Origin of the sequence: Blautia parvula (assembly GCF_020215665.1) — a bacterium.
Taxonomy (GTDB): domain Bacteria; phylum Bacillota; class Clostridia; order Lachnospirales; family Lachnospiraceae; genus Blautia; species Blautia celeris.
Window position 1 is genome coordinate 802,897 of the sequence record NZ_CP084061.1, and the last position, 25,226, is coordinate 828,122.

Genomic DNA, 25,226 nt, shown 5'->3' on the forward strand with positions numbered 1-25,226 from the left:
TTGAACAGTTACATTTACATTTCTAAATACAAGTTTCTATTTATCAATGGCGTTTCAGCCAAAAGTTCAGTGTGAAACATATGGAAGGCAGATAGGAAAAACAGAATTGAAATGCAATGTTATATATTGTATAATAAAAGAAAAAAACTGCATGATTTTCGCCGTGTCATATCAGCACAAAAACTGTCTGCTTTCCTGAAGGAGGCCGGATGGAAAAACAAAGGTTAGCTGCATCAGTATTAAATGCAAAAGATGAAGATGTTTACAACTGTCTGTCAGATAATGAAGTATTTGCGGATTTGTTTAACGGTGCAGTCTTTCAGGGAGAGCAGGTGATCAAACCTGAATATCTGGAAGAAATGAATGAGAAAAAACAAATGAAAGTACCGGGGAAAGACGGACAGCCGGCAGTGATCAAAAAGCTGCGCGATGTACAAAAAGGAAGCGGACTGGAAGAGAGCATTCTCGGTATTGAGCTTGCTGTTGAAGGGCAGCGAAAGGTCCATTATGGAATGCCAGTCAGACATATGCTCTATGATGCGGTTGATTACACGAAACAAATACAAAACCTGGAGAAAAAGCACAGAAGCAGCAGGGATTTGTCACCCGGCGCGGAATTTCTGTCAGGATTAAAAAAGGAAGACAAGCTGCGCCCCATAATAACACTGGGATTATTCTACGGAGAAGATCAGTTGTGGGACGGCCCTATGTGCCTTCATGATATGCTGGAATTTCCCAAGGTATTGGAACCCTGGAAACATTACATTCCAAATTATCCGCTGAATCTGGTGTACAGCGGAAATGTCAATCCCGGGAACTTTAGAACCGGTCTGCAGGAAGTCTTCGAGCTGCTGCGGGTGGCAAAAGATAAAAATGCCATGGAGGAATTCCTTAAGAAAAACCAGGAGCATTACAAAAACTTAGAGTGGAAAAGGGGCAGGCTGGTCGGGAATTTTTTGAATATTCCATTGATCAAAGAAAATGCAGATGTCATACGAACAGAAGAAGGAGGGATAAATATGTGTACAGCGTTTCAGCAGATGCGTATGGAAGGAATCATTGAAGGGGAACGAAGAGGCAGAAATTTTGGAGAAGAAAAATTAACAAGGTTAATACAGCTTCTTTTTCATGATAACAGAATAGATGATTTACAGAGGGCTTCTTTTGATACAGAATACAGAGAAAAGTTATATAAAGAGTATGGACTGGAAAATGAGAATTTATAACCGTTCAGAAAAGCTGAACCGTTACGAGAATTTGCTGAATCAGGACATAAAAATGCAAGATAAAGTATACAAATATTCCTTCCTGCGTTATGATATAAAGGTTAAGAATAAATGAGAAAAGGAATATGATGTAACAATGAAGAAGGATCTGACAACAGGAAATATTATTAAAACCATGCTCATATTTGCAGGCCCCATGATTATAGGAAACCTCCTGCAGCAATTTTACAATATAGCGGATACGCTGATCGTGGGCAGATTTGTAGGAGCCGATGCCATGGCATCTGTGGGGGCGGCCTATACACTTATGACATTTCTGACTTCTATCCTGATCGGATTATGTATGGGCAGCGGTTCTCTGGTTTCCTTTTATTTCGGAAAACAGGATAAGGAAAAGATGGAAGTATGTGTGCAGGGATCTTTTCTGCTGATAGGGGGAGTTACGGTAGTCATAAATGTTCTGGTGTTTGTATTTATAAATCAGATTTTACGGATACTGCAGATACCGGCAGAAATATTAGAGATGTCACATGAGTATGTAAAAATAATATTTGCCGGAATATTTTTTGTATTCTTATATAATTATTATGCCTATCTTTTGAGGTCTATCGGAAATTCTGTGATACCGCTGGTCTTTTTGGGAACAACATCCATTCTGAATGTTGTGCTTGATATTATTTTTGTTGTGACTTTTGGCTGGGGTATCGGCGGCGCAGCGCAGGCCACTGTCATATCCCAGGCTATATCCGGGGTTGGTATATCCATCTATGTGTGGATCAAGGAACCCGTATTCAGGCTCCGGCTGTTCGGAAAGAACCGGATATTCCTGACTGGGGAATCTATGCAGGAAATAACAAGATTTTCATTTGCAGCATCTATACAGCAGTCTGTAATGAATCTGGGTATCCTCATGATTCAGGGGCTGGTAAACAGCTTTGGCGTTGCCGTTATGGCTGCCTTTACAGCCGCAGTCAAGATTGATTCTTTTGCCTATATGCCTGCACAGGAATTCGGCAATGCCTTTTCCCTGTTTATTTCCCAAAATCACGGTGCCGGAAAAGAAAACAGGATCCAGAAAGGAACAAGACAGGCGTTTGTGGTTTCGGCACTGTTTTGCGGAGTGATTTCTGTGTTGGTATTTTTGCTTGCGAAAAATCTTATGCTGTTTTTTGTATCTTCCTCTGATACGGAAATCATACAGATCGGTGCGGGATATCTGCGGATTGAGGGCGCATTCTACATAGGTATCGGCATTTTGTTTTTATTGTACGGTTATTACAGGGGAATAAATATTCCTGAGATGTCCCTGGTTTTAACCATCATTTCCCTGGGTACCAGAGTGATTCTGGCTTATATACTGGCACCGATAGAAGCAGTCGGTGTTGTGGGAATCTGGTGGGCGATACCCATCGGATGGTTTTTAGCAGATATTACGGGGATTATTTATATGCGGCACAGAGAACGTAAAAAACTTCTGAACTGAGGATGGAAATCCTGGGGTTAGTTATACAGTTGCGTAAATCAGACACAGAACAAAAACAGGCACACCAATTTATCCATCAATGGTGTGCCTGTCCAAGTTAACCTTTGACCCGTTTAAAACATACACTTCCCTTAGCCTTTTCTCCCGTTATCGTTATGTTATAAATTCCGCTTTCTTCAATAGGAACCTGAAACGTAGTGGAGAGATCAATCTTTTCTTTTTCATATATGGGTGTTTCATCATCTTTTTGTATTTTGACAGAAAGCCTGCCGGAATCACACACGATTTCGGCGTCAATGACATCCCCTTTTTCAAGTTTCAGCGGCTGTGAATCCGTAGTATTGAATATGCGGTATTCCATAATGAGATGATTCTCATTTCCGAGTCTGCTGCCTTCATAAGCCGAGCCAGTACAGGATGTTAAAGCAAAAGTACATAACAGTGTGAAAAAAACGATTATAATTTTTTTCATATCCTCACCCCCATTATGAAAGCATATCCTGATTTCTTAAAGAACCGCATTATATAAATCTAAAGTTTTCCTAAAGAAAGACAGTAAAATTGAATATTTATTAAAATACACAAAAACAATGTTTTTGTGAGAAAAAATATGATTTCTGCAATAATTTTATGGACATCGGAAAATATAATGTTATAATTAATACAAGAAAATGAATGAAAATGCATGGCTTATTCAGAAATGGGGTGTAATTGGAATATGGCAGAATACAGGAATGATATAATGAAAAACGATGATTTTATTTGCCGCTATAAATCTGATGACTTCGCTTACTGGAATTGCAATTACATCTGCAGGGAAGCCTTCCTTTCAAGACAGCAGGCTTTTTTACTTACCCAGCTTCAGGAAACGAAATGGCTGCCGGTATTTCGCCTTGTAGTTTTGTATGAGACAAGCCATATACATGTGCAGGAATATAAAAATGTTTTTTATATGTCCAGCGGAATGGAGACGGAGGAGGAGATAAAGGAGTCAGGGGATAATCTGAATTATTTGTTTCAACTGGGGCTTTTAAAAGCTGATTTTTCAGAGCGGAACCGGTTATACATATATCACTTTTTGGAACAGGGAGATATTTTCCGGACATTTTACTCTAAATATAAGGGAATCCCGGATACGCGTCCCATAGTGGAACGAGGTACGGTTATACTGACAGAAGCGGGGAAAACGGCTGTCTTAGTTGGCAGAGAATAAACGGTGCCGCATAAAAATCCGATTATAAAAATCCGATATCGGTGGATCATAACCGATATCGGATGCATTTTACAAGTCTGAACTCTTTTTCTATTCAGTGAATTCTTTTAGAGCTTTGCCCATACGCATAATTCCATCAGATATTTTGTCTTCCGGCATATTAGAAAAGTTTATCCGAAGGGTATTGCGCTTTTTCGTGTTGGGGAAAAAGGAGTTTCCGGGGACAAAGGCCACGTTGTGTTCAAGACATTTTTCGAGCAGCTTTACAGTGTCTGTTTTTTCATTCAGCTCAATCCAGAGAAACAGTCCGCCCTCGGGCCTGGTGAATTTAATATCTGAGGGAAAAGCGCGGTGTATGGCTTCTATGGCTGTGTCGCGCCGTTTCCGGTATACTTCACGTATTTTATCAATATGAGCGTCAATATCATATTTTTCCAGATAGGCAGAGATGACCATCTGGGCTATGGTGTTGCACTGTAAATCTACGCCCTGTTTTACCAGGACATATTTGCGGATGACTTCTTTTTCTCCCGCGATCCATCCAATCCGGTAACCAGGGCAAAAGATTTTTGAAAAGGTACCGGTGCACAGGACATTGCCTGTTCGGTCAAAGGATTTGATGGAGGGCAGGAATTCACCTTCATATCTCAGCTCACCATAGGGATTATCCTCTACAACTGCCACATTGTATTTTGCGGAGATTTCAGCAAGCTGCTGTCTGCGCTTGAGACTCCAGGTCCTTCCTGTGGGATTTTGGAAATCAGGGACCACATAGATCAGCTTTGCGGTGGGGTTTTCCTTCAAAACTTTTTCCAGTTCAGATATGATCATTCCGCTGTCATCTGTGGGAACCTCCGCAAAGCTGCATCCATATGCCTTGAATGCACTGATGGCGGCAAGATATGTAGGACTTTCGCACAGTACCACATCTCCTTCATCCAAAAATACCTTTCCCGAAAGATCCAGGGCCTGCTGGGAACCGTGCGTGATCAGTATGTTTTCATGGCAGAAGGAAGTGCCAAGCTGTGCGTTCATACGTGCAGCGATCCACTCCCGGAGGGGCTGATATCCTTCTGTGGTCGCATACTGCAGAGCGTGTTCTCCGTTGTGGTCCAGCACATAATTGTTGGCAGCTTTGATCTCCTCAATGGGAAACAGTTCAGGAGCCGGCAGGCCTCCTGCAAATAAAATGACTTCCGGCTGTTCTGTGAGTTTTAAAAGCTCCCTGATCTCGGAAGCGGTTACATATGACATTCTTCTTGCGTATTTATATTCCATGGAAATACTCCTTTAAAAATAATTATAATATTGGGTTTATTTCGTTTTCTGTTAAGGGATCACTCTCTGCGTGGGCTGTGATCAGTTCCCTCATCACATCACATAAAATTTTTACGCCGCGGACGATCCTGTCCCTGGGAGGAAAGGTATAGTTTAACCGGATATAGCCTTCCCCTTTCTGTTTGGTCAGGTATGCAGGCATGCCGGGCAGAATGGCAACACCGTTTTTGGCAGCCTGTGAAGCCAGCTGGTCGGCTGACAGGCCATCCGGAAGTCTGCACCACAGATAGTATCCGCCGTTTGGTATATTCCAGGAAAGCCCGCGGGGAGCATATCGGTTCAGGGCCTCCACCATCATATCCCTTCTTTCCCTATATTCCTTTCGTATGAATTCCACATACTTTTCCATCTCCCCATTGACAATAAAACGCTCCACAATCTGTTGTGAAATACAGCAGGAATGTAAATCTATAAGCTGACGGATACCGGAAAAATGGTGGATCAATTTCCTGTCTGCACAGATCCAGCCCAGACGAAGCCCGGGATAGATGGTTTTGGAAAAAGAACTGAGATAAATCACATTTCCGTTGGTGTCCATGGATTTTAAGGGGGCTGTGGTCTGGCCTTCAAAACTCAGTTCACTGTAGGGGTCATCCTCCAGAACGGGCACAGAATATTTGGCAGCCAGCTCCAGCAGCCGGACTCTCTTGGCAGTGCTCATGGTCACGCCGCAGGGGTTATGATAAGTGGGCATGGTGTAGATCAATTTCGGATGGTAGCGCATTAAGAGCTGTTCCAGTATCCTTACATCCATTCCGTCATGCTCCATGGGGACTGCCATAAGCCTGGCACCCATGGAACGGAAGCTCTGGATCGCCGGGAAGAAGGACGGTTCTTCAATCAGCACAATATCGCCGGGATTCAGAAAGGCACGTGCCGCAAGGTCGATACCTTCCTGGGCACCGGAAACGAGCATGATCTCGGAAGGATGGCAGAAACAGGAGCGCTTCTGCATGTATGAGGCCATGACCTTGCGCAGGGATGAAAAACCTGCCACAGGAGAGACCAGCATTCCCTTCGGGTTGGATAACAGCTCATGTTCAATTCCTTTGAAAGCCCGGACAGGCGGATTTTCAAAAGAGGCAATACCGGCGGCAAAGGATATGACATCCTTTTGATTCGCCATTTCCAGATATTTGTTGACATCAAAGGTGTCGCGGTTTTTTAGATAGTCGCTGAACAAATACTCCCACATGGGTTCTCTGCGGGAATCCGTTTTGCGGATTTTTTGGTCAGTTCCTCTGATGGCTGTGGTGCCCCTTCCCACATGGGAGGCCAGCAGACCATCCGCTTTTAATTCTTTATACGCGTTCAGTACAGTTGTCCGGTTCACGCCCAGTGTATCCGCTAACTGACGTTCCGATGGGAACTGAAAGCCATCCGGGATCTCACCGGAAATGATCTGGGCCTGGATCTGTTCTGTGATCTGTCTGTATAAAGGTGTCTTTTTTGATTTGTCTATTTGAATTTGCATGGGTTCCTCCAATTGGTTTGGTCCAATTTGTATTATATACAAGGATTGGTGGGGCATCAACCACCAATTGAACTTAATTTTTTACCACCAATTTGAAAGATGGGAGGGGGACTTTTGTTTTATATGCCGCCTTTACGCAAAAGCAGGACCATATTTTCGCTGAAGAAAGTAAATCCGGATCGGAGTATGACCAGCGTTCTTCAGGGGATTGTTTTATTGCAGACAGAAAATATGTATGCTATATTTTATATAATCCTAAGGATCGTAAATGTAATATATACAGCATGATTTTTTATCCGAAATATGAGTGAAAGGGGTGTATTACCGTTCTCTATGCCGCTGCCGGAATGTAAAGTGTGCTGGCGTATGCGGGTGAACGGTAACAGTGGTATTTTATTATGTATGAACTGATACAGATCGGAGAGCGGAGTTATTATATCCAGAGTCCGGCAAAAATCGGGATCTATCTGGCAAATGATCAGGAGGTTTATCTGATCGACAGCGGCAATGACAAGGATGCAGGGAGAAAAATCCGTAAAATTCTGGAGCAGAATGGCTGGTCATTGAAAGCTATCCTAAACACACATTCCAATGCAGACCATATCGGCGGCAACCGTTATCTTCAGCAGCAGTACGGCTGTGACATATTTGCAAATGGGATGGAGGCTGCTTTCACAAAATACCCGCAGCTGGAGCCGGCGCTTCTGTATGGCGGATATCCCTTTCAGGATTTAAGGCATAAATTTTTGATGGCAGCTCCCAGTGAGGCGAAAGAGCTGACAGACAGCGGCTTTCCAAAGGAGATAGAAGTGATTCCTCTGCCGGGGCATTTCCTTGATATGGTAGGGTTCAGAACCCCGGACCAGACAGTGTTTCTCGCTGACTGCCTAAGCAGTGCAGCTGCTCTGGAGAAATATCAGCTCACTTTTATTTATGATGTGGAAGCGTACTTAAATACACTGGAACGAGTAGCGGCTATGCAGGCGGAGATGTTTGTTCCGTCTCATGCAGAGCCTGTAAAAGATATCCGTCCGCTGGCAGAATGCAACAGGAAGAAGGTTCTGGAGATTGCAGATCATATCACAGAGATCTGCCGGGAGCCAATCACATTTGAAGCATTGCTGCAAAGGCTCTTTTCCGATTATCAGATTACCATGACCTATGAGCAGTATGTGCTGGTTGGAAGTACAGTCCGTTCTTATTTATCTTATTTGAAAGACAGCGGAAAAATAGAGGGATACATTGAGAATAACAGTCTGTTGTGGAGAAAAATTCGGGAGGAAGGATAACCATGTCGGAAAAACATCTGAAGTTCAGATACGCGGAAAGAAAAGACACAGCTCTTATACTGAAGTTTATAAAAGAGCTTGCCGCTTATGAAAAGATGGAACATGAGGTGATCGCCACAGAAGCGGTTTTGGAGGAGTGGATATTTGACAAAAAGAAAGCGGAAGTGATTTTTGCAGTGGTAGATAATGAAGAGATAGGTTTTGCACTGTTCTTTCATAATTTTTCCACCTTTTTGGGACGTGCGGGGCTTTATCTGGAAGATTTATATGTAAGGCCAAAATACCGGGGAAATGGCTATGGAAAGGGAATATTGAAAAAACTGGCTCAAATTGCAGTGGAGAGGGGATGCGGGCGCCTGGAATGGTGGTGCCTGGACTGGAATAAACCAAGCATCGACTTCTATTTATCATTGGGAGCGGAGCCAATGGAAGACTGGACCGTTTACCGTATTGCCGGTGATACACTGAAGCAGTTATCCGTAAAATAGAAAAACAGTTACTTTTATCTCGGCCCAGAGGGCTGCCGTACTACCACGGCAGTCCTTTTTTGTTTTCACAAATCATAAGTGCGTCGGAAAAATGTCGAAAAACGTCGGAAAAGTGATTGACAATATTGAATACAAGAAATATAATAACTGTATACAGGTGATATGCGGGAGGAGGAATATTATGGAGTTAACGCAGGAACAACAGAATATGCTGGACGGTAAGTATGGGGAAGGTACAGCATACGCAATGAAAATCCAGGTAGCTATCGGAGAATCCTTTGATGCGCCCCGGATGGTGCCCATAACAAGGGCACATGTAGCTCTGTCCAATCAGGACGCGGATTTGTGGTTCGCGGAGAAACTGCTGAATGCAGGTGCATACTGCAGGGTCTCACCGACAGTGAACCCGGGGTTCTGTATTTCATTCTTTCAGGAGCGGAATATGGTGTCAGAGGAGGATGCTGATTTTATGCAGAGGACACATAACGCATATAAGGGGTTAGGTGCGACTCTGACATATAACTGCACTCCCTATGTTGCAACGAATGTCCCCAATTTCGGAGAGATCGTGGCTTTCTCGGAATCCAGTGCGACACCCTATGTGAATTCCGTGTGGGGAGCCAGAAGCAACCGGGAGGGAGCAAACAGTGCGTTATGCGCAGCCATCACGGGCTTTGTGCCGGAGTACGGTCTGCTTCTTGATGAGAACAGAAAGGGAAATATTCTGGTAGAAGTTAAGGCAGACATGAAATCCGATTTTGAGTATCATCTTCTCGGATACTGCGGACGAAAGATCGGAAGCGGGATTCCCGTATTTACCGGGCTTCCGAAACACATAGGGAAGGAAGCACTGACCAATCTGGGGGCCCAGCTCAATACTTCCGGTGCTTATGGCATGTACCATATTGTCGGCTGTACACCGGAAGCCCGGACTTTGGAACAGGCTTTTGGGGGAAAGGAACCGGAGCGCACAGTGACCATTACCAATGAAGATTTAGAGGAGATTCTGGAGGAAATATCAGCTGAAGGTAACAGGAAAATTGATTTTGCAATGTTCGGATGCCCCCATTTTACATTGGAACAGGCAAAGCATATCGCCGGAAGATTACAGGGTAAGAAACTGAAGAAAGAGATGTGGATTCTCACATCCTATCATGTGAAGGAATTGGCTGACAGGATGGGCATTACAGAGGTGATCGAGAAAGCCGGGGGGTATATTGTACCGGATTCCTGTCCGGATCAGCCCTGCTGGAAACATTTACAGGGAAAGACAGGCGTTACGGAATCACCCAAGTGTGCATATTATCCCAAACGCAGAGGAATCAATTTCGTCATACGTGATCTGGACACATGTATTGATGCAGCACTGAACGGGGAGGTGGTCTGATGGAAAAGAAATTCAGATGTCATAAAATTTCAGAGGGGATTGTAGAAGGGGAAGCCTTGGTATCAGGCGATAATATCATGTTTTATCTCATCGAGCCGGACACGGGTAAAGTCATTGAGCCGGCCCATGCACTGGAAGGGCAGAGTATAGCGAAAAAGATCTTGATCTTCCCAAGTGGTAAAGGTAGCTCCGTAGTTCAGGCAGACGGTCTTTTTCAGCTTAACAAAAAGGACAATGCGCCGAAAGGGATGATCATCAGATATCCGGAAACCGTTCTTGTTTCCAGCGCCATCATTATGGATATCCCCATGGTGGATAAGGTGGATGAAGCGTTCTATGAAACAGTAAAATCAGGGGATCACATTCGGATCAATGCCGATGCAGGTGTAATAGAAATCTTAGATTAATGTTTCCGCGCGGGATGCGCAAGGAGGATAAAGAATGAAAAGATTAGCGGTTTTATTGGCTTGTGCACTTTGTGTTACCACTCTCTACGGATGCGGCAGCTCCGGCAGTGATGAGAAGAAAGAGGGGGCATCTGACACAAAACAGGAGCAAAAAGAAGAAGGCCGGCAGGAGGAGAGCCAGGAGGCGGATGCAGAGCTTGACGGGCTGGACCCTATCACCATAAAGTTTGCCAGTATAGGACCCGAAAGCGGTACCACACAGGCGGACGGGGAAGCTAAGTTTATAGAATATGTGGAGAAAGCGTCAGGGGGAAAGATTAAAGTGGACCATTATCCCAACGGAGCGCTGGGAGGAGATACGGAGATGCTGGAGGGCTGTGCCATGAATACGATCCAGGTCTGTAATCCTGCTATCTCTGTACTGACCACATATGATGAGAAATTTGGTATTCTGGATATGCCGTTTTTGTTTGATGACTATGAGTCCGAATTAAAGGCAGTGAACGAAGGTAAGCTGGGTGATGAATTTGACAAAATGCTGCAGGGCACTGGAATCTGCATCGGCGATACTTATTATTTTGGAGGTTACAGAGGGTTAAGCAACAGTGTGCGCCCGGTAGAATCGCCGGATGATATGAAAGGTCTTAAAATCCGTGTTATGGAGAGCCCTGTATATATTACAGCCTTTACGCTTATGGGAGCAAATCCCACACCGATGAGTTTCTCAGAGCTGTTTACAGCACTTCAGAACAAGACCGTGGACGGACAGGACAATGACCCGTCACTGACTTATACTTCACAATATTATGAGGTGCAGAAATATTACAGCAATCTGGAACATACCATATCCATCGGCTGCCTTGCCATGAGCGAAGAGTGGTACAACGGTCTGCCGGATGCCTATAAGAAAATTATTGACGAAGGGATTAAACAGCAGTCTGAGCTTGTCACAAAAGAGAGCCTCGAAATGTATGAATCCTACCTGAAACAGCTTGAGGATGCAGGCATGGAGGTGACAAAGATCACAGATGAAAACCGTGAAAAATTCAAAGAAGCGGTAGAGCCCATGTATGAAGAATATAAAGAAAAACTGGGGAACGAAATTTTTGACATTGCACAGGAGTTTAACAAGTAGACCGGACGGCAGCAAAAGGGGGAAGTTTTTTGAAGAAGGCTAAAGTTCTTGTTACCATATGGAATAAAATCGAAGAATACTTTCTCGTTTATTCCTTGATCCTGATGGTGGCGCTTGTTTTTATTCAGGTCATTATGAGGTACATATTTAATAATTCCCTGAGCTGGAGCGAGGAGCTGGTCCGCTATATTTTTATCTGGCAGATCTGGCTTGGCGCCAGCGTGGGGGCAAAAAACAATGACCACATCAGGATTGAAATATTCAGTAATAAATTAAAGCAAAAACCAAGAGAGGCACTGGAGATTGTCATTAACCTTATGATCTTTGTATTCTACCTGTTTCTCATATGGCAGGGGATTCAGTATCTAAAGACCGTGATCTCTACAAGTATGACTTCCACAGGACTGCAGATACCGTTATGGATCGTGTATATTTCACTGCCGGTTGGGTCAGCGGCTGTGGCAGTCCGTCTTGCCTGCAGGGTGGTATATGAAATCACACATTTCGGACATCTTCCTGTGCAGGAGACATCACAGGCAAAGGGGGTGGAGTAGAGTATGGAAATAGCAGTATTGTTCGGCAGTTTCTTTATCCTGCTTCTTTTAAGTGTTCCGGTGGGACATGCCATCGGAATCTCGGGTTTACTGAGTTTTCTTTTATGTACAGATTACTCACCTATGGTATTTATTAAAAGTTCCCTGTCAGGTACAGATTCCTTTACGCTTCTGGCTGTTCCGTTTTTTATGCTTGCCGGAAATCTTATGGCAACAGGCGGAATTGCCAAAAGAATCGTGAACTTTGCCGACAGCCTTCTCGGCTGGATGACAGGAGGTCTCTCTATTGTGACCACGATTGCCTGCATGTTTTTCGGCGCTGTTTCCGGTTCTGCCGTTGCGACAACCTCTGCCATCGGCTCTTTCATGATACCGGAGATGGAGAAAAAAGGATATGACAAAGACTTTTCAGCAGCATTAGCGGCAGCGGCGGGTTCTGTAGGCGTTATCATTCCGCCCTCTGTGCCTCTTGTCATTTACGGTGTGGCTGTCAATGCATCTGTCAAAGACCTGTTTACAGCAGGTATCTTGCCGGGCATCATGATGGGCATTGCCATGATCATCGTCTGTGTCATCACCTCCAAAAAACATGGATGGAAAGGTGACGCAAAACGCCCGGAACTGAAGAAGGTGTGGAAGGCATTCAGGGAAGGGTTCTGGGCACTGCTGATGCCGGTTATTATCCTGGGTGGAATCTACAAGGGTATCTTTACTCCCACAGAGGCATCTGTGGTATCGGTTGTCTACTGTATCTTTGTCAGTATGTTTGTGTATAAAGAAATGGACCTGAAGGGCCTGTATAAAGGATTTCTGGGAATCGTGAATCTTTGCGGCATTACCCTGTTTATGATGGGGTTTGCCAATGCTTTTTCCTATTTCCTTACCATTGAGCAGATCCCTAACAGACTGACGGAACTGTTCCTGGGAATCAGTCATAATAAATTCGTGATCCTGCTTATGATCAATATTCTGCTTTTGATCGTGGGATGTGTGATTGACAATATTCCGGCTACAATCATTCTGGCCCCTATTCTTCTGCCGGTCGTAGAAGCGATTGGGATGAGCCCTATTACATTTGGTGTAATGCTCACCATGAACCTGGCGATCGGATTCATTACCCCGCCGTACGGCATCAATCTTTTTATGGCAACTGCCGTTTCGGGGGTTCCCATGGATGCCATGATGAAGAGGATAGGCGGTCTGCTGGTATCGCTTCTGGTGGTATTGATGCTGATCACCTATGTGCCATGGTTTACAATGGGATTCCTGGGATAGGAGAAGCCTAAAGGAAAGCGAGGTTGGAAATGCCGCTATTATTGCCTGAAGATTATGATATAAAAATCCCCCCTCTTTACAAAGTACGCCAGGTGTTCGGCAGAGATACTCTGCCGGACATCAAGGCGGCAGTGCAAAAGGAGTTTCAAAGGGAAGAGATACGTGATAAAATAAAACCGGGAATGCGTGCAGCAGTTGCTGTAGGCAGCCGTGGTATCCGCAATTTGCCGCTGATCATAAAAACGATTCTGGAGGAACTGAAAATACTTGGCGCAAAGCCCTATATTGTCTCCGCCATGGGCAGCCATGGAGGGGGAACCGAGGAGGGACAGAGAGAAGTTCTGTATGGCTATGGGATTACGGAGGAAGCCATGCAGGTACCGATCATCACTACTACAGAGGTGGTATGTCTGGGAGAGATTTCAGGCGGAAGAAAGGTATATTTTGACAAATCCGCTTTGGAAGCGGACGTGATCATTCCGGTCAACAGAGTGAAGCTGCATACGGATTTTGTGTCCGACATACAGAGCGGCCTCTGTAAAATGCTTGTCATCGGTCTGGGTAACCACAGGGGATGTACGGAGATTCATGAGGCTGATTTTTCCATATTTGGGGAAGTGATAAAAGAGGCAGCATCCTTGATATTGGAGAAGGCACCGGTTGTTTTTGGGGTTGCCGTTTTGGAAAATGCCTATGATGAGACTTGTCGGATCGAAGCTGTCCCGGCGGAGATTCTGATCAGACGGGAAAAAGAGCTGGTGAGGGAAGCAAGAAAAAACATGCCGGTTCTGATGATTCCGAAGATTGATATCCTCATAGTTGAGGCTATCGGAAAAGACATATCAGGAGCCGGATTTGACCCCAATATCCTTGGGAAAAGTTATATTCTTAAAGAATTTGTCCTGCCGGTTCCAAGGATAGACAAGATGATACTTCTGGATATATCCCCGGCCTCCCATGGTAACGGAATCGGTCTCGGGATATTTGATATCATCACACGGAAAGTCTTTGAGCAGCTTGATTATGAAGCTATGTATGCAAATGCGATTGCGGTAAAATGTGTGGATGACTGTAAAATCCCACTCATAGCCGAGGATGAGGAAGAAGCGGTGAAAATCGCAGTAAAAATCCTGAGAAATGCGGATAAAGAGAATCTCAGAATCGTAAAGATAAAAAATACCATCGAGCTGGAAGAAATTATGGTATCCCATGCGCTTCTGGGGGAAGTGGAAAAAAATCCCTGCCTGGTTCTGGAAAATAAGTCGTGAGATGAGGAGGCCGAGATGAAGGTCAAAGAAAATTTGTGGGAAACGATCCGATATGGAAAGCCGGATGCCCTGATCAATGAATGGGAGGCATTCTCTTTTATATCGGATCCTGTTACAGCATATATGTCTGTAGCTGAGAGGGGAAAAACGAAAGTAAATCCATGGGGAGTGACCGTATACTGGGGGGAAGACGAACCGGGCTCCATGCCTCTGATCAATGATAAGACAAAGGTATGTAAAGATATCTGCAGATGGAGGGAATATGTGAAGGTACCGGATATCAGAAAGGTTCCCATGGACTGGAGTAGAGCGGTGGAAGATACCCGGAGGATACGCGGGGAAGGCAGGCTTTCTATAGCTATGATGGCCTCCGGTTTGTTTGAACAGACCCATGCGTTAATGGGATTTGAAGACGTTTTTATTGCCATGCTGGAGGAACCGGAGGCCATGCATGAACTTCTGGACTGCATTTTGGATTTTAAATTGAACTGGTGCCGGATGTTGGTAGAAAACTGCAGGCCTGATGCCGTTCTCTTTCATGATGATTGGGGTTCTAAGAAAAGTCTTTTTGTAAGCCGGGATACATGGGCTGCATTTTTTAAAGAGAGATACAGAAAAATATATGGTTATCTCAGAGAAAACGGGGTACTTGTCATCCACCACGCGGACTGTTACTGTGAGACGATCGCAGAAGATATGGCAGAGATCGGTGTGGATGTATGGCAGGGTGTTACTCCTGAGAATAATATTCCGAAAATGCAGAAACGCCTCAGAGGGAAAATGGCTTTCATGGGCGGACTGGATGCATCCGTGATCGATGTGCCGGATCACAAGGAGGATATCATAAGGGGGGAGGTAAGAAGGGCCTGTGAGGAATACGTGCCTGGAGGAGGATTCATTCCCTGTCTGACATACGGAGGTGATGACGGCAGTATTTATCCGGAAGTGGATGAGATTGTCAAAGATGAGATTGCAAAGTGGAGCCGGGCATATTTCCACAGTTAATGACCGGGATTTACAAAATGCGTCAGGAATGCGGCTTGACGGAGCAGTATAAATGATGCTAAACTAATCCTAGTCTAAAAGCAGGTGGTAAAATATGGAAGTCAGTAATTTTGTAAAGAAAGGAAGTACCAGAAATCGTACGGAGATTGCCTATGATAAGATAAAGGATTCCATATGCAGTGGTGCGATTAAGCCGGGGGAGATTCTCAGTGAATCCCAGATTGCGGCAGAGCTGGAAATGAGTCGGACGCCTGTCCGGGAAGCGCTGCGCATACTGGCCAGTGAAGATTTGGTAGTGATTAAAAACGGCATTGGAGCCTATGTGACAGAGATATCGGAGAAAGGAACGAAAGATTTGTTCGCCGTCCGTAAGCCTCTTGAGATATTGGCATCCAAGTCTGCCATCCATAACATAACAAAAGAGGAAATCCGGCAGATGGAAGAAATCTTCCAGAAGCTGCGGGTACTGGATGAGTCAGGGGCCCGGGTGGACAAAAAGATGTTCACGGATATGGACTGGGCTCTTCATGATTTGATCATTGACAAGTGTGACAATCAATATGTAAAAAATATTATGGCAAACATCAATGCCAATATTAAAAGGCTCCAGATATCGTCCTTCTATGCATTAAATGATATGCAGGAAAGTACGGCCCAGCATCTGAGGATTTTGCGTCTTCTTGAAAAAAAAGAAGAGGACGCGCTTGAGAAGGCGCTGGCGGATCATGTGGAGTGGTCTATGCGGGCGCTTCTCAGAAGCTGAACATAAGAGCTGTTGTAAATAAGGCTGTCTATGATAAGGAATTTATCATAGACAGCCTTATTGTATACCGCATTGTTCATTTTACAGGGAACCGGTATCAAAAACCGGTTCAATATATTCTTTGATCAATCCAATCCTGTCTTTTGCCTTTGGTGTAAAAAGAGCGGCGATGGAAACCACCAAGTTTTTCTCTTTGTTCACATAGATCGTATTTCCCCCGTCTCCCATGGCAGCAAAAGTATTCGCATTCTCATCGCATAGCCACCATAAATATCCATAGGGAAGATCCTGTTTTTTCCATCGGCTGTGTTCTTTTGTACTCTCGTCTATCCAGCTTTTGGATACGATTTCCCGGCCCTCCCACATGCCGCCGTTTAAATATAATTGTCCTATTTTTGCCATATCAGCCGGTGACAGGGTAAGCCCCCAGCCCGCTGCGTTGTTGCCGGCCTCATCCGAGACCCAGCCGCTTATATCCGTGGCGCTGTTGAACGCCATCTGTTCCTCTTTGCTGTGAAAAATAATATTTTTTTCAACAGTGATTCCCAGAGGAGAGAATAAATGTTCAGATGCAAAGGCAAAGACAGAGCAGCCCGAGGTCTTTGCGAGGATACCGGATAAAAGGTCCGGCCCGATGAGCGGTGCATAACGGAATTTACCAATCTGTCCTTTGCCGCCCAATTGCTCAAGGCTGAATTTCACCCAGTCATCGCTGGTAAAATATTTTAGGTAGGGGGCAAATTTGTATTTGTAGGGTGCAGTCATTGTGAGCAGGTTTTCAAGGGTAATGTTCCGGATGGAGTCCATAGTATTCTTCACAGTGTATTCCGGGAAAAAATCCAATACCTTCTGATGGATGTTTTTGATATATCCCCGGTCCAGCGCGATTCCGATCAATATGGACAGAATGCTTTTGGTGACTGAGTAAACATGAATGCGGCAGTTGGATGTGCAGCCGTTAAAGTAGTTTTCATATTCTGTTCTGCCGTTTTTTAAAACAACGATGCCTGCAGTATTGCTGTAATCCCTGCAGATGGTTTTTTCAAGTTCTGTAATCTTTTCCTGATTCATTTTTTCTCCTTACTGTTTGGGTGAAATGATGCCTTTTTCTTAACGGGATAATAAATTTCCGTGGTCAGTTCGCTTTCCGATGAGACCTGGGAGGGGTCGGTGATGTACACTTCGCAGAGCGGGCCGTTTCCCTCGTATCCTTCCATCTCTGCCCATCTCCGCTGCTTTGCATAGACAGAGGGCAGCGCGGAGTAGGGACCGTGCAGGACAGTTTTTAGGCAGAGACCGGGAGTGTGGTTCCTTGTCCCTGTGACATATTCTTTAACCGGAATGGCAAATTCGGTATCCAGGCCAAAGGGACTGAATTCCTCACTGTGGAACAGTACCATTGGAGGCGCGGTGACTGTCAGTTTATTCTCCCGGATCACTTTGAATAATCTTCCGTAGCATTTTGCATATTCCTGTGGATACTCGCCTTCCCGTACCATCTTCCGGACAGACAGAAGATACATTTGGGGAACCTCCGTGAGCTGGATCTCAATGGTATCCAGATAGGACATAATGGATTTTCCCTGCTTTAGGTTTTCTATATCCTGATTCATCTGTTCCAGGGTTTTTTCATATTCCAGGAGCTGTTTTTTCATGTCCTGCTCCTTTTTTATAAGCGCGAGGCAGAGAGCTTCCTCCGGCAGTTCTTCGGAATGAAGAATGGATTTGATCTCATCCAGAGAAAAGCGGTAGGATTTCAGACGGTTGATGAAGAGCATGGTTTCCAGCTGGCTGATAGAATAATACCGATATCCGTTTTCCGGATCGATCTCTTCCGGATGGATCAATCCGATTTCCGCGTAGTAGCGGAGTGTCTTGGCAGACACCTTGCAGATGGATGAAAATTCACCTATTGATAACAAAGCATATCCTCCTTGCGGCGTGTTTCTGATCACCCTTATGTTACACCTTGCCCTAAGGGCAAAGTCAACAGGGAATATAAAAGAAAAGATGTAAATTTCTGCCAATATTTGTTATAATGAATCTGTTACAAATTATGTGGTAAAGTAGATGAGAAGATGGGATTATTAAAGTTTGAATCAGAACCGGAGTTTGGGAAACTGGCGGAATATGTATCTGCCTGTCAGCCCTGCGGCGCATTAGAGGCAGAAGGATACTGTGCGCCGGAGAAAAGGCTTTTTCGGGAATATACCGGGTTTACTGTGGATTTTCTGTATGCATCTGTTCAGTTGGATGACAAAAAGATATTTGAGGACTACGTTTTGTGGTTTTATGAGCTTCTCTGTCCTGTTATGGCAGATATGCCGAAACATAGAGTGCGTGCCCTTCTTCTGAGCCACTTTTCAGTGGTCGAAAACGGCGCGGAGCAGATTTTTGCCGGGGCAGGGCTGAAAAAACTGAAAAGGTTTATCGGGTACGGGAAGAGGGCTGCAGCAGACGCCGTAGTGACAGAGAAATCTCCGGAGCCGTTAAGGTACGGGAAATACGAAAAAGAGCGGCAGCGGTACTTAGATGCGCTTATGCGGTCAGATACAAAAAGTGCAGTCGCTGTGGCAGCGGAGTTTTTACAGACCGGAATTCCTGTTGAGGATATTCTGGTGGAAATCTTGGGGGAAACCATGAGAGGGGTGGGAGAGCTATGGCACAGCCATCAGATTTCCGTGGACATGGAACATTATTGTACATCCACCACCCAGCTTGCGTCAGCGCAGCTGTATCCTGTTATTTTTCGGCAGAGGCGGAAGAAGAAAAAGGTACTGGCAGCATGCGTGGGAAGTGAGCTGCATGAAATGGGAGCCCGCATGACAGCGGATCTTTTTGAATACAATGGATGGGACAGTATCTATCTGGGGGCGGGGGCAGATATTTCTTATGTCCTGAAACAGATACAAGACCACAGGCCTGATCTGGCGGCGTTTTCAGTGACTATGCCTCAGTATTTGGTTCAGTGCCAGGAGATGGTTGACAGGCTGAAAGCATGTTATCCTGACCTGAAGATCGCAGTGGGAGGCAATGCGTTTCAGAGTTTGAGTAAAATACAGGGGAACTGGAGGATAGATGTATATGCCCGGGATGCAAGGGAACTTGTGCGGTGGGCGGATGATACATTTGCAGATGAGATATGATTGGTTATCTTGCATTATGTGATTTGCACTGGAAGATTACGAAAGTAATCCGCAGCATTCCTGTAAGCCTGGCAGAGCCGGGACAGGATGCAAGGGAGATTTTTGCGGACAGGGAGGTTCTGGACAGGCTTTTGGAGCAGGATACAGAACAGATGGTTTCTGCCCGCAGGCAGCTTCGTGGAAAAGAGCACCTATCTGTATTTGTCACAGTAAAGCCTGTCAGGGAACAGGTACTGCTGTCTGTATACGATATGGAAAATGCAGACTGGCTGCCCCGGATGGCAGAGCTGCAGCTTTCTGCCCTGGATGAATTGGCTTCTCTTGGAACAGGACCTTACGGGGAGTCATATTTTGAAATCCAAAAGGTAAACAACCGGCTCATCAATTCCCAGAGAGCGCTTGCAAAAGCAAATGTACTGCTGAAAGAGACGCTAGAGGAGATGCGCAGGGCGGAAAACACCATTGAGATCCTTAAAAGAGATCCGGTTACCAATCTTCTCACGGAGAAGATATTTTATGAACGGGCACAGGTAATGCTTGAGGAGAATCTGGGACAGGCGTTTGATATAATCGCAGTGGATATAGAGCGGTTTAAAATTATCAATGATGCATTCGGAACGGCTGCGGGAAACCAGCTTCTCAGCGATCTTTCCGTCTGCTTACTGGATATCAGAGTGGACGAAAAGTCTCTGTTTGCAAGGATAAGGGCAGACCTTTTTGCGGTGCTGGTTCCCCGTGAAGAAGGGGTGTATGGAAGGCTGGAACACAGTCTTAACTGTTTTTTGAAAAATTATCCGCTGCCTATGCGCCTCACTGTAAAAATCGGCGTTTACCAGATTGAAGAGCGGGATATTCCTGTGGAAAGAATGTGTGACAGGGCATTTATCGCAGCAGGCAGCATTAAGGGAATGTATGCGGAAAAGATAGTCTTCTACAATAATGCCATGCGGGAAAAAATGCTTTTTGAACAGAAGATTTTAGATACCATGGTTGAGGCGCTTGAACAGGGACAATTTCAGATCCATCTGCAGCCAAAGGTCAGAGTAAACACAGAGGAAGTTGTTGGCGCTGAGGCTCTGGTGCGATGGGAACATCCGGAGCTGGGGCTGCTGTCACCGGCCGACTTTTTGCCTGTTTTTGAAAGGAATGGATTTATCTATTCCCTGGATCTGTATGTCTGGCATAAGGTCTGCTCTGCCATGCAGCGGTGGAGGCAGATGGGAGGAGCGGATATTCCTGTGGCCGTAAATGTTTCACGCATGGACATCTATCATGGAGACCTTCCGTCCCTCTTTACTGAACTGGTAAAGGATTACGGCCTGGAGCCGAAAAACCTTCATCTTGAGATAACGGAATCCGCATACATATCAGATTCCAGGCAGCTTCTTTTGGTAGTGGAACAGCTCAGAAAAACAGGATTTGTGGTTGAGATGGATGATTTCGGAAGCGGATACTCGTCCTTGAATATGCTGTCAGAGCTGCCGGTTGACGTGCTGAAGCTGGATCTTAAATTTCTGCGCACAGGGACAGATGCCGGTCGAAGACACCGGATCATGCAGGCGGTCATTGACTTGGCCCATACGCTCCATCTTCTGGTCATAGCGGAAGGTGTGGAGACAAAAGAAGAATCTCTGCTCTTGGAAGAGATGGGCTGTCAGTATGCACAGGGATATTATTATGGGAGGCCTGTGCCGGAAAATGAATTTGAGAAACGTTTTCTTCATTTGGAGTGCCAAAAGAAAGAGTATTAAATCCCGGAAGGTATATAATAAGAATATGGATTTATTAAGGTACCCTGAATAAAAATGGAGGAAACAATGAGTAAGAAGCTTAAAATAACAATACGTTTGGTTTTACTGTTTTTCATATTAGCGGTGGGAGCGGTCATTCTGTATATAAAAAAGACAGCGCCGCCCGGTGAGGAATGGATCGCATACAACAATGATAAGGTCATAGAAGCCATTGACAGACAGCTTCAGGCCATAGATACGGATTCCCTGATCAGAGAAAAAGAGCAGTATGTGGTCGGAAAAAGTATTGAGGAGATCCAGAAGGCTGTAAAAGAAGGGCAGATCACCTATGAGGAGCTTACAGCGGTGTGCTTATACCGTATAAAAACGCTGGATCAAAAGGAAAAGGGGTATAATTCGGTCATATCCATCAATGAACATGCTATGGATGAGGCAGCAAAAAGAGACTCCGGTATCAGGGAAACAGGGAAAGAGACCTCCGGAATTTACGGTATCCCTGTCATGCTTAAGGATAACATCAATACTTCTGACATGCCGACCAGTGCCGGAGCGGAGGCATTTTCCGCTTTCTGCCCGTCTGAGGATGCCGAACTGGTAAAAAAGCTGAAGGAAAATGGTGCGGTTATTTTAGGGAAAAACAATCTGTCTGAGTTTGCAAACTATGTATCCAGTGTTATGCCATCCGGATACAGCGGAAATAAAGGGCAGACGGTCAATCCATTCGGGCCGCTGAAAATATCTCCCTCCGGTTCAAGCAGCGGCAGCGCGGTGGCGGTTACAGCGGATCTGGTTCCGGTTTCCGTAGGTACAGAGACGGATGGCTCGATTGTGGCTCCATCCTCCGCTAACTCAGTGGTAGGATTCAAGCCCACCAGAGACAGCATATCAGGGGAGGGAATCTTGCCTCTGATCAGGAAAATAGATACAGCCGGGCCCATTGCAAAAAGTGTGACGGATGCCGCCATCGCTTACGAGGGGGCGACAGGTGCACAGATATCCCAGGATTTTGACAAAGATGCTTTGTCAGGAAAAACCATCGGCATTGTCTCATATGAATATAACGATGCCGGGATGCTGTCAGAATTAAAAAAGAAACTGCAGGAACTGGGGGCAGACACTGTTGACGTGGAATTAGATGCCGGTAAGGTTACTGTTTTTAATCTCATCCATCTTACCTTCCGAAAAGATTATGAGGATTACGCGGCAGAGTATGGCCTTCCCATGAAGACTTTAAAGGATTTGCTGAGATACAATGAAGAAGAACCAAAGAGAAGAATCAAATACGGGCAGGACTGGCTGGAAGAAGCGGAAAATGCTCCGGGTACGGATGATGAGATCAGCAAATCCATTCAGACTGCAGATCAGGTATTAGACACACTGTTCCGGGAAAAAAATCTGGACGGAATCGCCTTTTTGAACAGTACGGCTTCCACATACCCCGCAGCGGCCGGATATCCGGAATTGACGGTACCGTTTGGTGCGGATAAGAACAACGTGCCGCAGGGAATAACCTTTGCGGCTCGGCCGGGAGAGGATGAAAAGCTGTTAAATTTGGGGTATAGTTTTGAGAGCCATGTAAATGGACGTTTAACACTTTAGGGAAGAAAGCCGCCGCGGGGAAGTAAAACATGTCCCCATGGCGGCTGTTTTTATACTGTTTTATCCACGTTCCAGAGATTTTCTGAGGTATCTGGCGGTGATGGTATCGGCGTTTTGGACCATTTCCTGAGGCGTTCCGGTAAATACCACACGGCCTCCGCCTGTTCCGCCGTCAGGCCCCACATCAATAATATAATCTGCCTGTTTCATCACGTCCAGATTGTGCTCGATCACAATGACTGTGCTGCCGCGCTTTACAAAGCTGTCCAGAAGTCTCATGATATTCTTCACGTCTGAGGCATGCAGACCTGTGGTGGGTTCGTCCAGCAGATAGATGTTTCCCTTTTTATCCAGGTGTTTTGCCAGCTTTACCCTCTGACGTTCTCCTCCGGAGAGGGTGGACAGGGGCTGGCCGAGGGTCAGATAGGACAGTCCTGCCTCTATCATGGCCCGGAGCTGTTTATGGATTTTTTTGTTGTCCCAAAAGAACTCTGCAGCCTCCTCAGCGGTCATATTTAAAATGTCCAGTATGTTCTTTCCCCTGAAGCGGTAGGACAATGCCTCGTCGCTGTACCGGCTTCCCTCGCAGACCTCGCAAACAGTGGTGACAGGGTCCATGAAGACCAGTTCTGTTACAACCATACCTTTGCCCTTGCAGGCAGGGCAGGCTCCCTTGCTGTTAAAGGAGAAGAGGGCGGCATCTACTCTGTTTTCGGCAGCCAGCAGTTTGCGGATATCGTCAAAAAATCCCAAAAAAGTGGCGGGAGCGGAGCGGCCCGTGGCAGTGATGGGAGACTGGTCCACCAGTACCACACGGTCTTCGTACTGCTTTGCGAATACATCCCGGATAAGACTGGATTTGCCGGAGCCGGCCACGCCTGTGACCACGGTCAGTACATTGGTTGGAATGTCAACAGATACATGCTTCAGGTTGTGGATATCCGCGTTCCTTACGGGAAGGAACTCTTTTGCTGTTCTCGGATTTTGTTTGACGGGAATGTATTCTGACATGGCGTTTCCCGTCAGGGTTTTTGACCGGAGCAGTCCTTCATAACTGCCCTGGTAGAGAATCTGTCCGCCGTTTCTGCCTGCCAGAGGGCCTACATCAATGACCTCATCGGCTATGGAGATCACATCCTTGTCGTGCTCCACCACGAGGACCGTGTTGCCTTTGTTCCGCAGGCTCTGCAGAAGTTTGGTCATGCGGTGGACATCCCGCGGATGCATTCCGGTGCTTGGCTCGTCAAAAATGTAGGTCATGCCTGTAAGAGAACTTCCCATATAGCGCACCAGCTTCAGACGCTGTGCCTCACCGCCGGAGAGCGTTGTGGATTCCCGGTTCATGCTCAGATAGGGAAGTCCGATCTCAATCATGCGTGTCAGGGAAGCAGTCAGGGTATTGACAATGGTTTCGCCTCTGGGGTCTTTGATCTCCCGCAGGACGTTGCAGAGCCTGGTAAATTCCATATCACACATTTCATCAATGCTGTATCCGTTTATGCGGCAGGAGAGCGCTGCGGGATTCAGGCGTTTTCCGCGGCAGACAGGGCACTCCCGTTCTTTTACCAGCTTCTTCAGACGGAGGAGGGAGCGGTCGCTGGAGTTTGACAGGTCACGTTTGATGAGCAGACGGTTCAGGTGGTTGTAGATGCCTTCTATCTTTTTGTTTATCTGTGTTCCGCCTTTTTCATATGCTCCGTACAGCAGCAGGTTTTTCTCTTCTTCGGAATAATCCCCCCACTTTTTATCAAGATCAAACAATCCGCTCTGTGTGTATTGCTTCCAGTACCAGTTGCCGGAATGGAAGGCAGGCAGTTCCACCATACTTTCATTCCAGCTCTTATCCGGATTCAATACCTGGTCCATGTCCAGATCCAGGATCTTTCCGATACCGGAACATTCCGGGCACATACCGTTGGGGTCATTAAAGGAAAAATAAGATGCCGTCCCCACGTAAGGTTCTCCGATACGTGAAAAGAGCAGGCGCAGCGCAGAATACATATCACTGATGGTCCCCACTGTGGAACGCGCGTTCCCGCCCAGCCTCGTCTGGTCTATGATAACAGAGGCAGTGAGATTGTCTATAAAATCCACTCGCGGTTTTTTGTATTTGGGCAGCCTGCCCCGGATAAATGCCGTGTAGGTTTCATTCATCTGCCTTTGGCTTTCCGCGGCTATGGTGTCAAATACAATGCTGGATTTGCCGGAACCGGAAACACCGGTAAAGACAACTATCTTTTCTTTTGGTATTTCTAAAGATACGTTTTTTAAGTTATTCTGCTTTAATCCCTGGATGATGATCTTATCCTTATGAGACATATCGTTCCTCACTTTCATTTAGACATATGATCCATTATAACAGCATAAGAAATAAATATCCTGACTTTTTTTGCTGTTTTATGACAAGAGCAGAATAAGCCTCCGG

Annotated in this window: 22 protein-coding genes; 16 read left to right on the forward strand and 6 right to left on the reverse strand. The window is 45.7% G+C overall.

Annotated elements, in window-relative coordinates; all coding sequences use genetic code 11:
- The first annotated feature begins 209 nt into the window (after nt 1-209).
- Complete coding sequence (locus LC508_RS03855; protein ID WP_103733089.1) at nt 210-1,226, forward strand: hypothetical protein; 1,017 nt, start codon at nt 210-212, stop codon at nt 1,224-1,226.
- Nucleotides 1,227-1,362: 136 nt separating this feature from the next.
- On the forward strand, nt 1,363-2,709 hold the full coding sequence (locus tag LC508_RS03860) for an MATE family efflux transporter (protein ID WP_103733090.1): 1,347 nt from the start codon (nt 1,363-1,365) through the stop codon (nt 2,707-2,709).
- A 97-nt stretch (nt 2,710-2,806) separates the two neighbouring features.
- Here LC508_RS03860 and LC508_RS03865 read toward each other — a convergent pair whose 3' ends face one another.
- Nucleotides 2,807-3,181 (reverse strand): hypothetical protein, encoded by a 375-nt coding sequence (locus LC508_RS03865; protein ID WP_033139492.1) that lies wholly within the window; start codon nt 3,179-3,181, stop codon nt 2,807-2,809.
- Nucleotides 3,182-3,427: 246 nt separating this feature from the next.
- On the opposite strand from LC508_RS03865, the gene LC508_RS03870 reads away from it, so the two are divergent.
- A complete protein-coding gene (locus tag LC508_RS03870) occupies nt 3,428-3,922 on the forward strand; it encodes a hypothetical protein (RefSeq protein ID WP_033139493.1) in 495 nt (164 codons plus the stop codon).
- Between the two features lie 90 nt (nt 3,923-4,012).
- Here LC508_RS03870 and LC508_RS03875 read toward each other — a convergent pair whose 3' ends face one another.
- Together LC508_RS03875 and pdxR are read right to left on the reverse strand one after the other, a co-directional pair.
- Nucleotides 4,013-5,200 (reverse strand): aminotransferase-like domain-containing protein, encoded by a 1,188-nt coding sequence (locus LC508_RS03875; protein WP_103730974.1) that lies wholly within the window; start codon nt 5,198-5,200, stop codon nt 4,013-4,015.
- A gap of 22 nt (nt 5,201-5,222) precedes the next feature.
- Nucleotides 5,223-6,734, reverse strand: a complete 1,512-nt coding sequence (gene pdxR, locus LC508_RS03880) for a MocR-like pyridoxine biosynthesis transcription factor PdxR (protein ID WP_103730975.1) — start codon at nt 6,732-6,734, stop codon at nt 5,223-5,225.
- Nucleotides 6,735-7,132: 398 nt separating this feature from the next.
- On the opposite strand from pdxR, the gene LC508_RS03885 reads away from it, so the two are divergent.
- From LC508_RS03885 to LC508_RS03930, 10 genes are all read left to right on the forward strand, one after another.
- A complete protein-coding gene (locus tag LC508_RS03885; RefSeq protein ID WP_103730976.1) occupies nt 7,133-8,023 on the forward strand; it encodes an MBL fold metallo-hydrolase in 891 nt (296 codons plus the stop codon).
- 2 nt (nt 8,024-8,025) lie between these two features.
- Nucleotides 8,026-8,511: a GNAT family N-acetyltransferase gene (locus tag LC508_RS03890; RefSeq protein ID WP_103730977.1), complete on the forward strand. Its 486-nt coding sequence runs from the start codon at nt 8,026-8,028 to the stop codon at nt 8,509-8,511.
- Between the two features lie 181 nt (nt 8,512-8,692).
- A complete protein-coding gene (locus LC508_RS03895) occupies nt 8,693-9,898 on the forward strand; it encodes an aconitase X catalytic domain-containing protein (RefSeq protein ID WP_103730978.1) in 1,206 nt (401 codons plus the stop codon).
- Entirely contained in the window at nt 9,898-10,305 is a 408-nt protein-coding gene (locus tag LC508_RS03900; RefSeq protein ID WP_103730979.1) for an aconitase X swivel domain-containing protein, read from the forward strand. Before LC508_RS03895 ends, LC508_RS03900 begins: the two co-directional genes overlap by 1 nt.
- A gap of 34 nt (nt 10,306-10,339) precedes the next feature.
- The gene (gene dctP / locus LC508_RS03905) at nt 10,340-11,440 is read left to right on the forward strand and encodes a TRAP transporter substrate-binding protein (RefSeq protein WP_103730980.1); all 1,101 of its coding nucleotides are present in this window, start codon (nt 10,340-10,342) and stop codon (nt 11,438-11,440) included.
- Between the two features lie 29 nt (nt 11,441-11,469).
- Nucleotides 11,470-11,994, forward strand: a complete 525-nt coding sequence (locus LC508_RS03910; RefSeq protein ID WP_054351325.1) for a TRAP transporter small permease — start codon at nt 11,470-11,472, stop codon at nt 11,992-11,994.
- 3 nt (nt 11,995-11,997) lie between these two features.
- Nucleotides 11,998-13,269 (forward strand): TRAP transporter large permease, encoded by a 1,272-nt coding sequence (locus LC508_RS03915; protein WP_103730981.1) that lies wholly within the window; start codon nt 11,998-12,000, stop codon nt 13,267-13,269.
- A 29-nt stretch (nt 13,270-13,298) separates the two neighbouring features.
- Nucleotides 13,299-14,537 carry a nickel pincer cofactor-dependent isomerase, group 22 gene (locus LC508_RS03920; RefSeq protein WP_103730982.1) on the forward strand — a complete coding sequence of 413 codons (1,239 nt, stop codon included), beginning with the start codon at nt 13,299-13,301 and terminating at the stop codon, nt 14,535-14,537.
- Nucleotides 14,538-14,552: 15 nt separating this feature from the next.
- Nucleotides 14,553-15,542 (forward strand): uroporphyrinogen decarboxylase family protein, encoded by a 990-nt coding sequence (locus LC508_RS03925; protein WP_225305310.1) that lies wholly within the window; start codon nt 14,553-14,555, stop codon nt 15,540-15,542.
- A gap of 94 nt (nt 15,543-15,636) precedes the next feature.
- Nucleotides 15,637-16,305 (forward strand): GntR family transcriptional regulator, encoded by a 669-nt coding sequence (locus tag LC508_RS03930; RefSeq protein WP_103730983.1) that lies wholly within the window; start codon nt 15,637-15,639, stop codon nt 16,303-16,305.
- A gap of 81 nt (nt 16,306-16,386) precedes the next feature.
- Here LC508_RS03930 and LC508_RS03935 read toward each other — a convergent pair whose 3' ends face one another.
- Entirely contained in the window at nt 16,387-17,376 is a 990-nt protein-coding gene (locus LC508_RS03935; protein ID WP_054351331.1) for a serine hydrolase domain-containing protein, read from the reverse strand.
- Nucleotides 17,373-18,227 (reverse strand): MerR family transcriptional regulator, encoded by an 855-nt coding sequence (locus LC508_RS03940; RefSeq protein ID WP_103730984.1) that lies wholly within the window; start codon nt 18,225-18,227, stop codon nt 17,373-17,375. Before LC508_RS03940 ends, LC508_RS03935 begins: the two co-directional genes overlap by 4 nt.
- A 156-nt stretch (nt 18,228-18,383) precedes the next feature.
- On the opposite strand from LC508_RS03940, the gene LC508_RS03945 reads away from it, so the two are divergent.
- The 3 genes from LC508_RS03945 (at nt 18,384) to LC508_RS03955 (ending at nt 22,801) form a co-directional block, all read left to right on the forward strand.
- Nucleotides 18,384-19,451 (forward strand): cobalamin B12-binding domain-containing protein, encoded by a 1,068-nt coding sequence (locus tag LC508_RS03945; protein ID WP_033139500.1) that lies wholly within the window; start codon nt 18,384-18,386, stop codon nt 19,449-19,451.
- Nucleotides 19,448-21,202, forward strand: coding sequence for a putative bifunctional diguanylate cyclase/phosphodiesterase (locus tag LC508_RS03950; protein WP_052098912.1), 1,755 nt, complete (start codon nt 19,448-19,450; stop codon nt 21,200-21,202). Before LC508_RS03945 ends, LC508_RS03950 begins: the two co-directional genes overlap by 4 nt.
- A 66-nt stretch (nt 21,203-21,268) precedes the next feature.
- Nucleotides 21,269-22,801, forward strand: a complete 1,533-nt coding sequence (locus LC508_RS03955) for an amidase family protein (protein ID WP_103730985.1) — start codon at nt 21,269-21,271, stop codon at nt 22,799-22,801.
- A gap of 60 nt (nt 22,802-22,861) precedes the next feature.
- Here the strand turns inward: LC508_RS03955 and LC508_RS03960 are convergent, their stop codons facing one another.
- The gene (locus tag LC508_RS03960) at nt 22,862-25,120 is read right to left on the reverse strand and encodes an ATP-binding cassette domain-containing protein (protein ID WP_103730986.1); all 2,259 of its coding nucleotides are present in this window, start codon (nt 25,118-25,120) and stop codon (nt 22,862-22,864) included.
- Nucleotides 25,121-25,226 lie beyond the last annotated feature (106 nt).

What these genes read in the sequence shown, in the direction of transcription:
- LC508_RS03955 (WP_103730985.1), top strand. Translation starts at nt 21,269, where the DNA reads ATGAGTAAGAAGCTTAAAATAACAATACGTTTGGTTTTACTGTTTTTC.
- LC508_RS03855 (WP_103733089.1), top strand. Translation starts at nt 210, where the DNA reads ATGGAAAAACAAAGGTTAGCTGCATCAGTATTAAATGCAAAAGATGAA.
- LC508_RS03935 (WP_054351331.1), bottom strand. Translation starts at nt 17,376, where the DNA reads ATGAATCAGGAAAAGATTACAGAACTTGAAAAAACCATCTGCAGGGAT.
- dctP (WP_103730980.1), top strand. Translation starts at nt 10,340, where the DNA reads ATGAAAAGATTAGCGGTTTTATTGGCTTGTGCACTTTGTGTTACCACT.
- LC508_RS03920 (WP_103730982.1), top strand. Translation starts at nt 13,299, where the DNA reads ATGCCGCTATTATTGCCTGAAGATTATGATATAAAAATCCCCCCTCTT.
- LC508_RS03945 (WP_033139500.1), top strand. Translation starts at nt 18,384, where the DNA reads ATGGGATTATTAAAGTTTGAATCAGAACCGGAGTTTGGGAAACTGGCG.
- LC508_RS03860 (WP_103733090.1), top strand. Translation starts at nt 1,363, where the DNA reads ATGAAGAAGGATCTGACAACAGGAAATATTATTAAAACCATGCTCATA.
- LC508_RS03930 (WP_103730983.1), top strand. Translation starts at nt 15,637, where the DNA reads ATGGAAGTCAGTAATTTTGTAAAGAAAGGAAGTACCAGAAATCGTACG.
- LC508_RS03925 (WP_225305310.1), top strand. Translation starts at nt 14,553, where the DNA reads ATGAAGGTCAAAGAAAATTTGTGGGAAACGATCCGATATGGAAAGCCG.
- LC508_RS03960 (WP_103730986.1), bottom strand. Translation starts at nt 25,120, where the DNA reads ATGTCTCATAAGGATAAGATCATCATCCAGGGATTAAAGCAGAATAAC.
- LC508_RS03950 (WP_052098912.1), top strand. Translation starts at nt 19,448, where the DNA reads ATGATTGGTTATCTTGCATTATGTGATTTGCACTGGAAGATTACGAAA.
- LC508_RS03870 (WP_033139493.1), top strand. Translation starts at nt 3,428, where the DNA reads ATGGCAGAATACAGGAATGATATAATGAAAAACGATGATTTTATTTGC.
- LC508_RS03895 (WP_103730978.1), top strand. Translation starts at nt 8,693, where the DNA reads ATGGAGTTAACGCAGGAACAACAGAATATGCTGGACGGTAAGTATGGG.
- pdxR (WP_103730975.1), bottom strand. Translation starts at nt 6,734, where the DNA reads ATGCAAATTCAAATAGACAAATCAAAAAAGACACCTTTATACAGACAG.
- LC508_RS03915 (WP_103730981.1), top strand. Translation starts at nt 11,998, where the DNA reads ATGGAAATAGCAGTATTGTTCGGCAGTTTCTTTATCCTGCTTCTTTTA.
- LC508_RS03885 (WP_103730976.1), top strand. Translation starts at nt 7,133, where the DNA reads ATGTATGAACTGATACAGATCGGAGAGCGGAGTTATTATATCCAGAGT.
- LC508_RS03865 (WP_033139492.1), bottom strand. Translation starts at nt 3,181, where the DNA reads ATGAAAAAAATTATAATCGTTTTTTTCACACTGTTATGTACTTTTGCT.
- LC508_RS03875 (WP_103730974.1), bottom strand. Translation starts at nt 5,200, where the DNA reads ATGGAATATAAATACGCAAGAAGAATGTCATATGTAACCGCTTCCGAG.
- LC508_RS03890 (WP_103730977.1), top strand. Translation starts at nt 8,026, where the DNA reads ATGTCGGAAAAACATCTGAAGTTCAGATACGCGGAAAGAAAAGACACA.
- LC508_RS03900 (WP_103730979.1), top strand. Translation starts at nt 9,898, where the DNA reads ATGGAAAAGAAATTCAGATGTCATAAAATTTCAGAGGGGATTGTAGAA.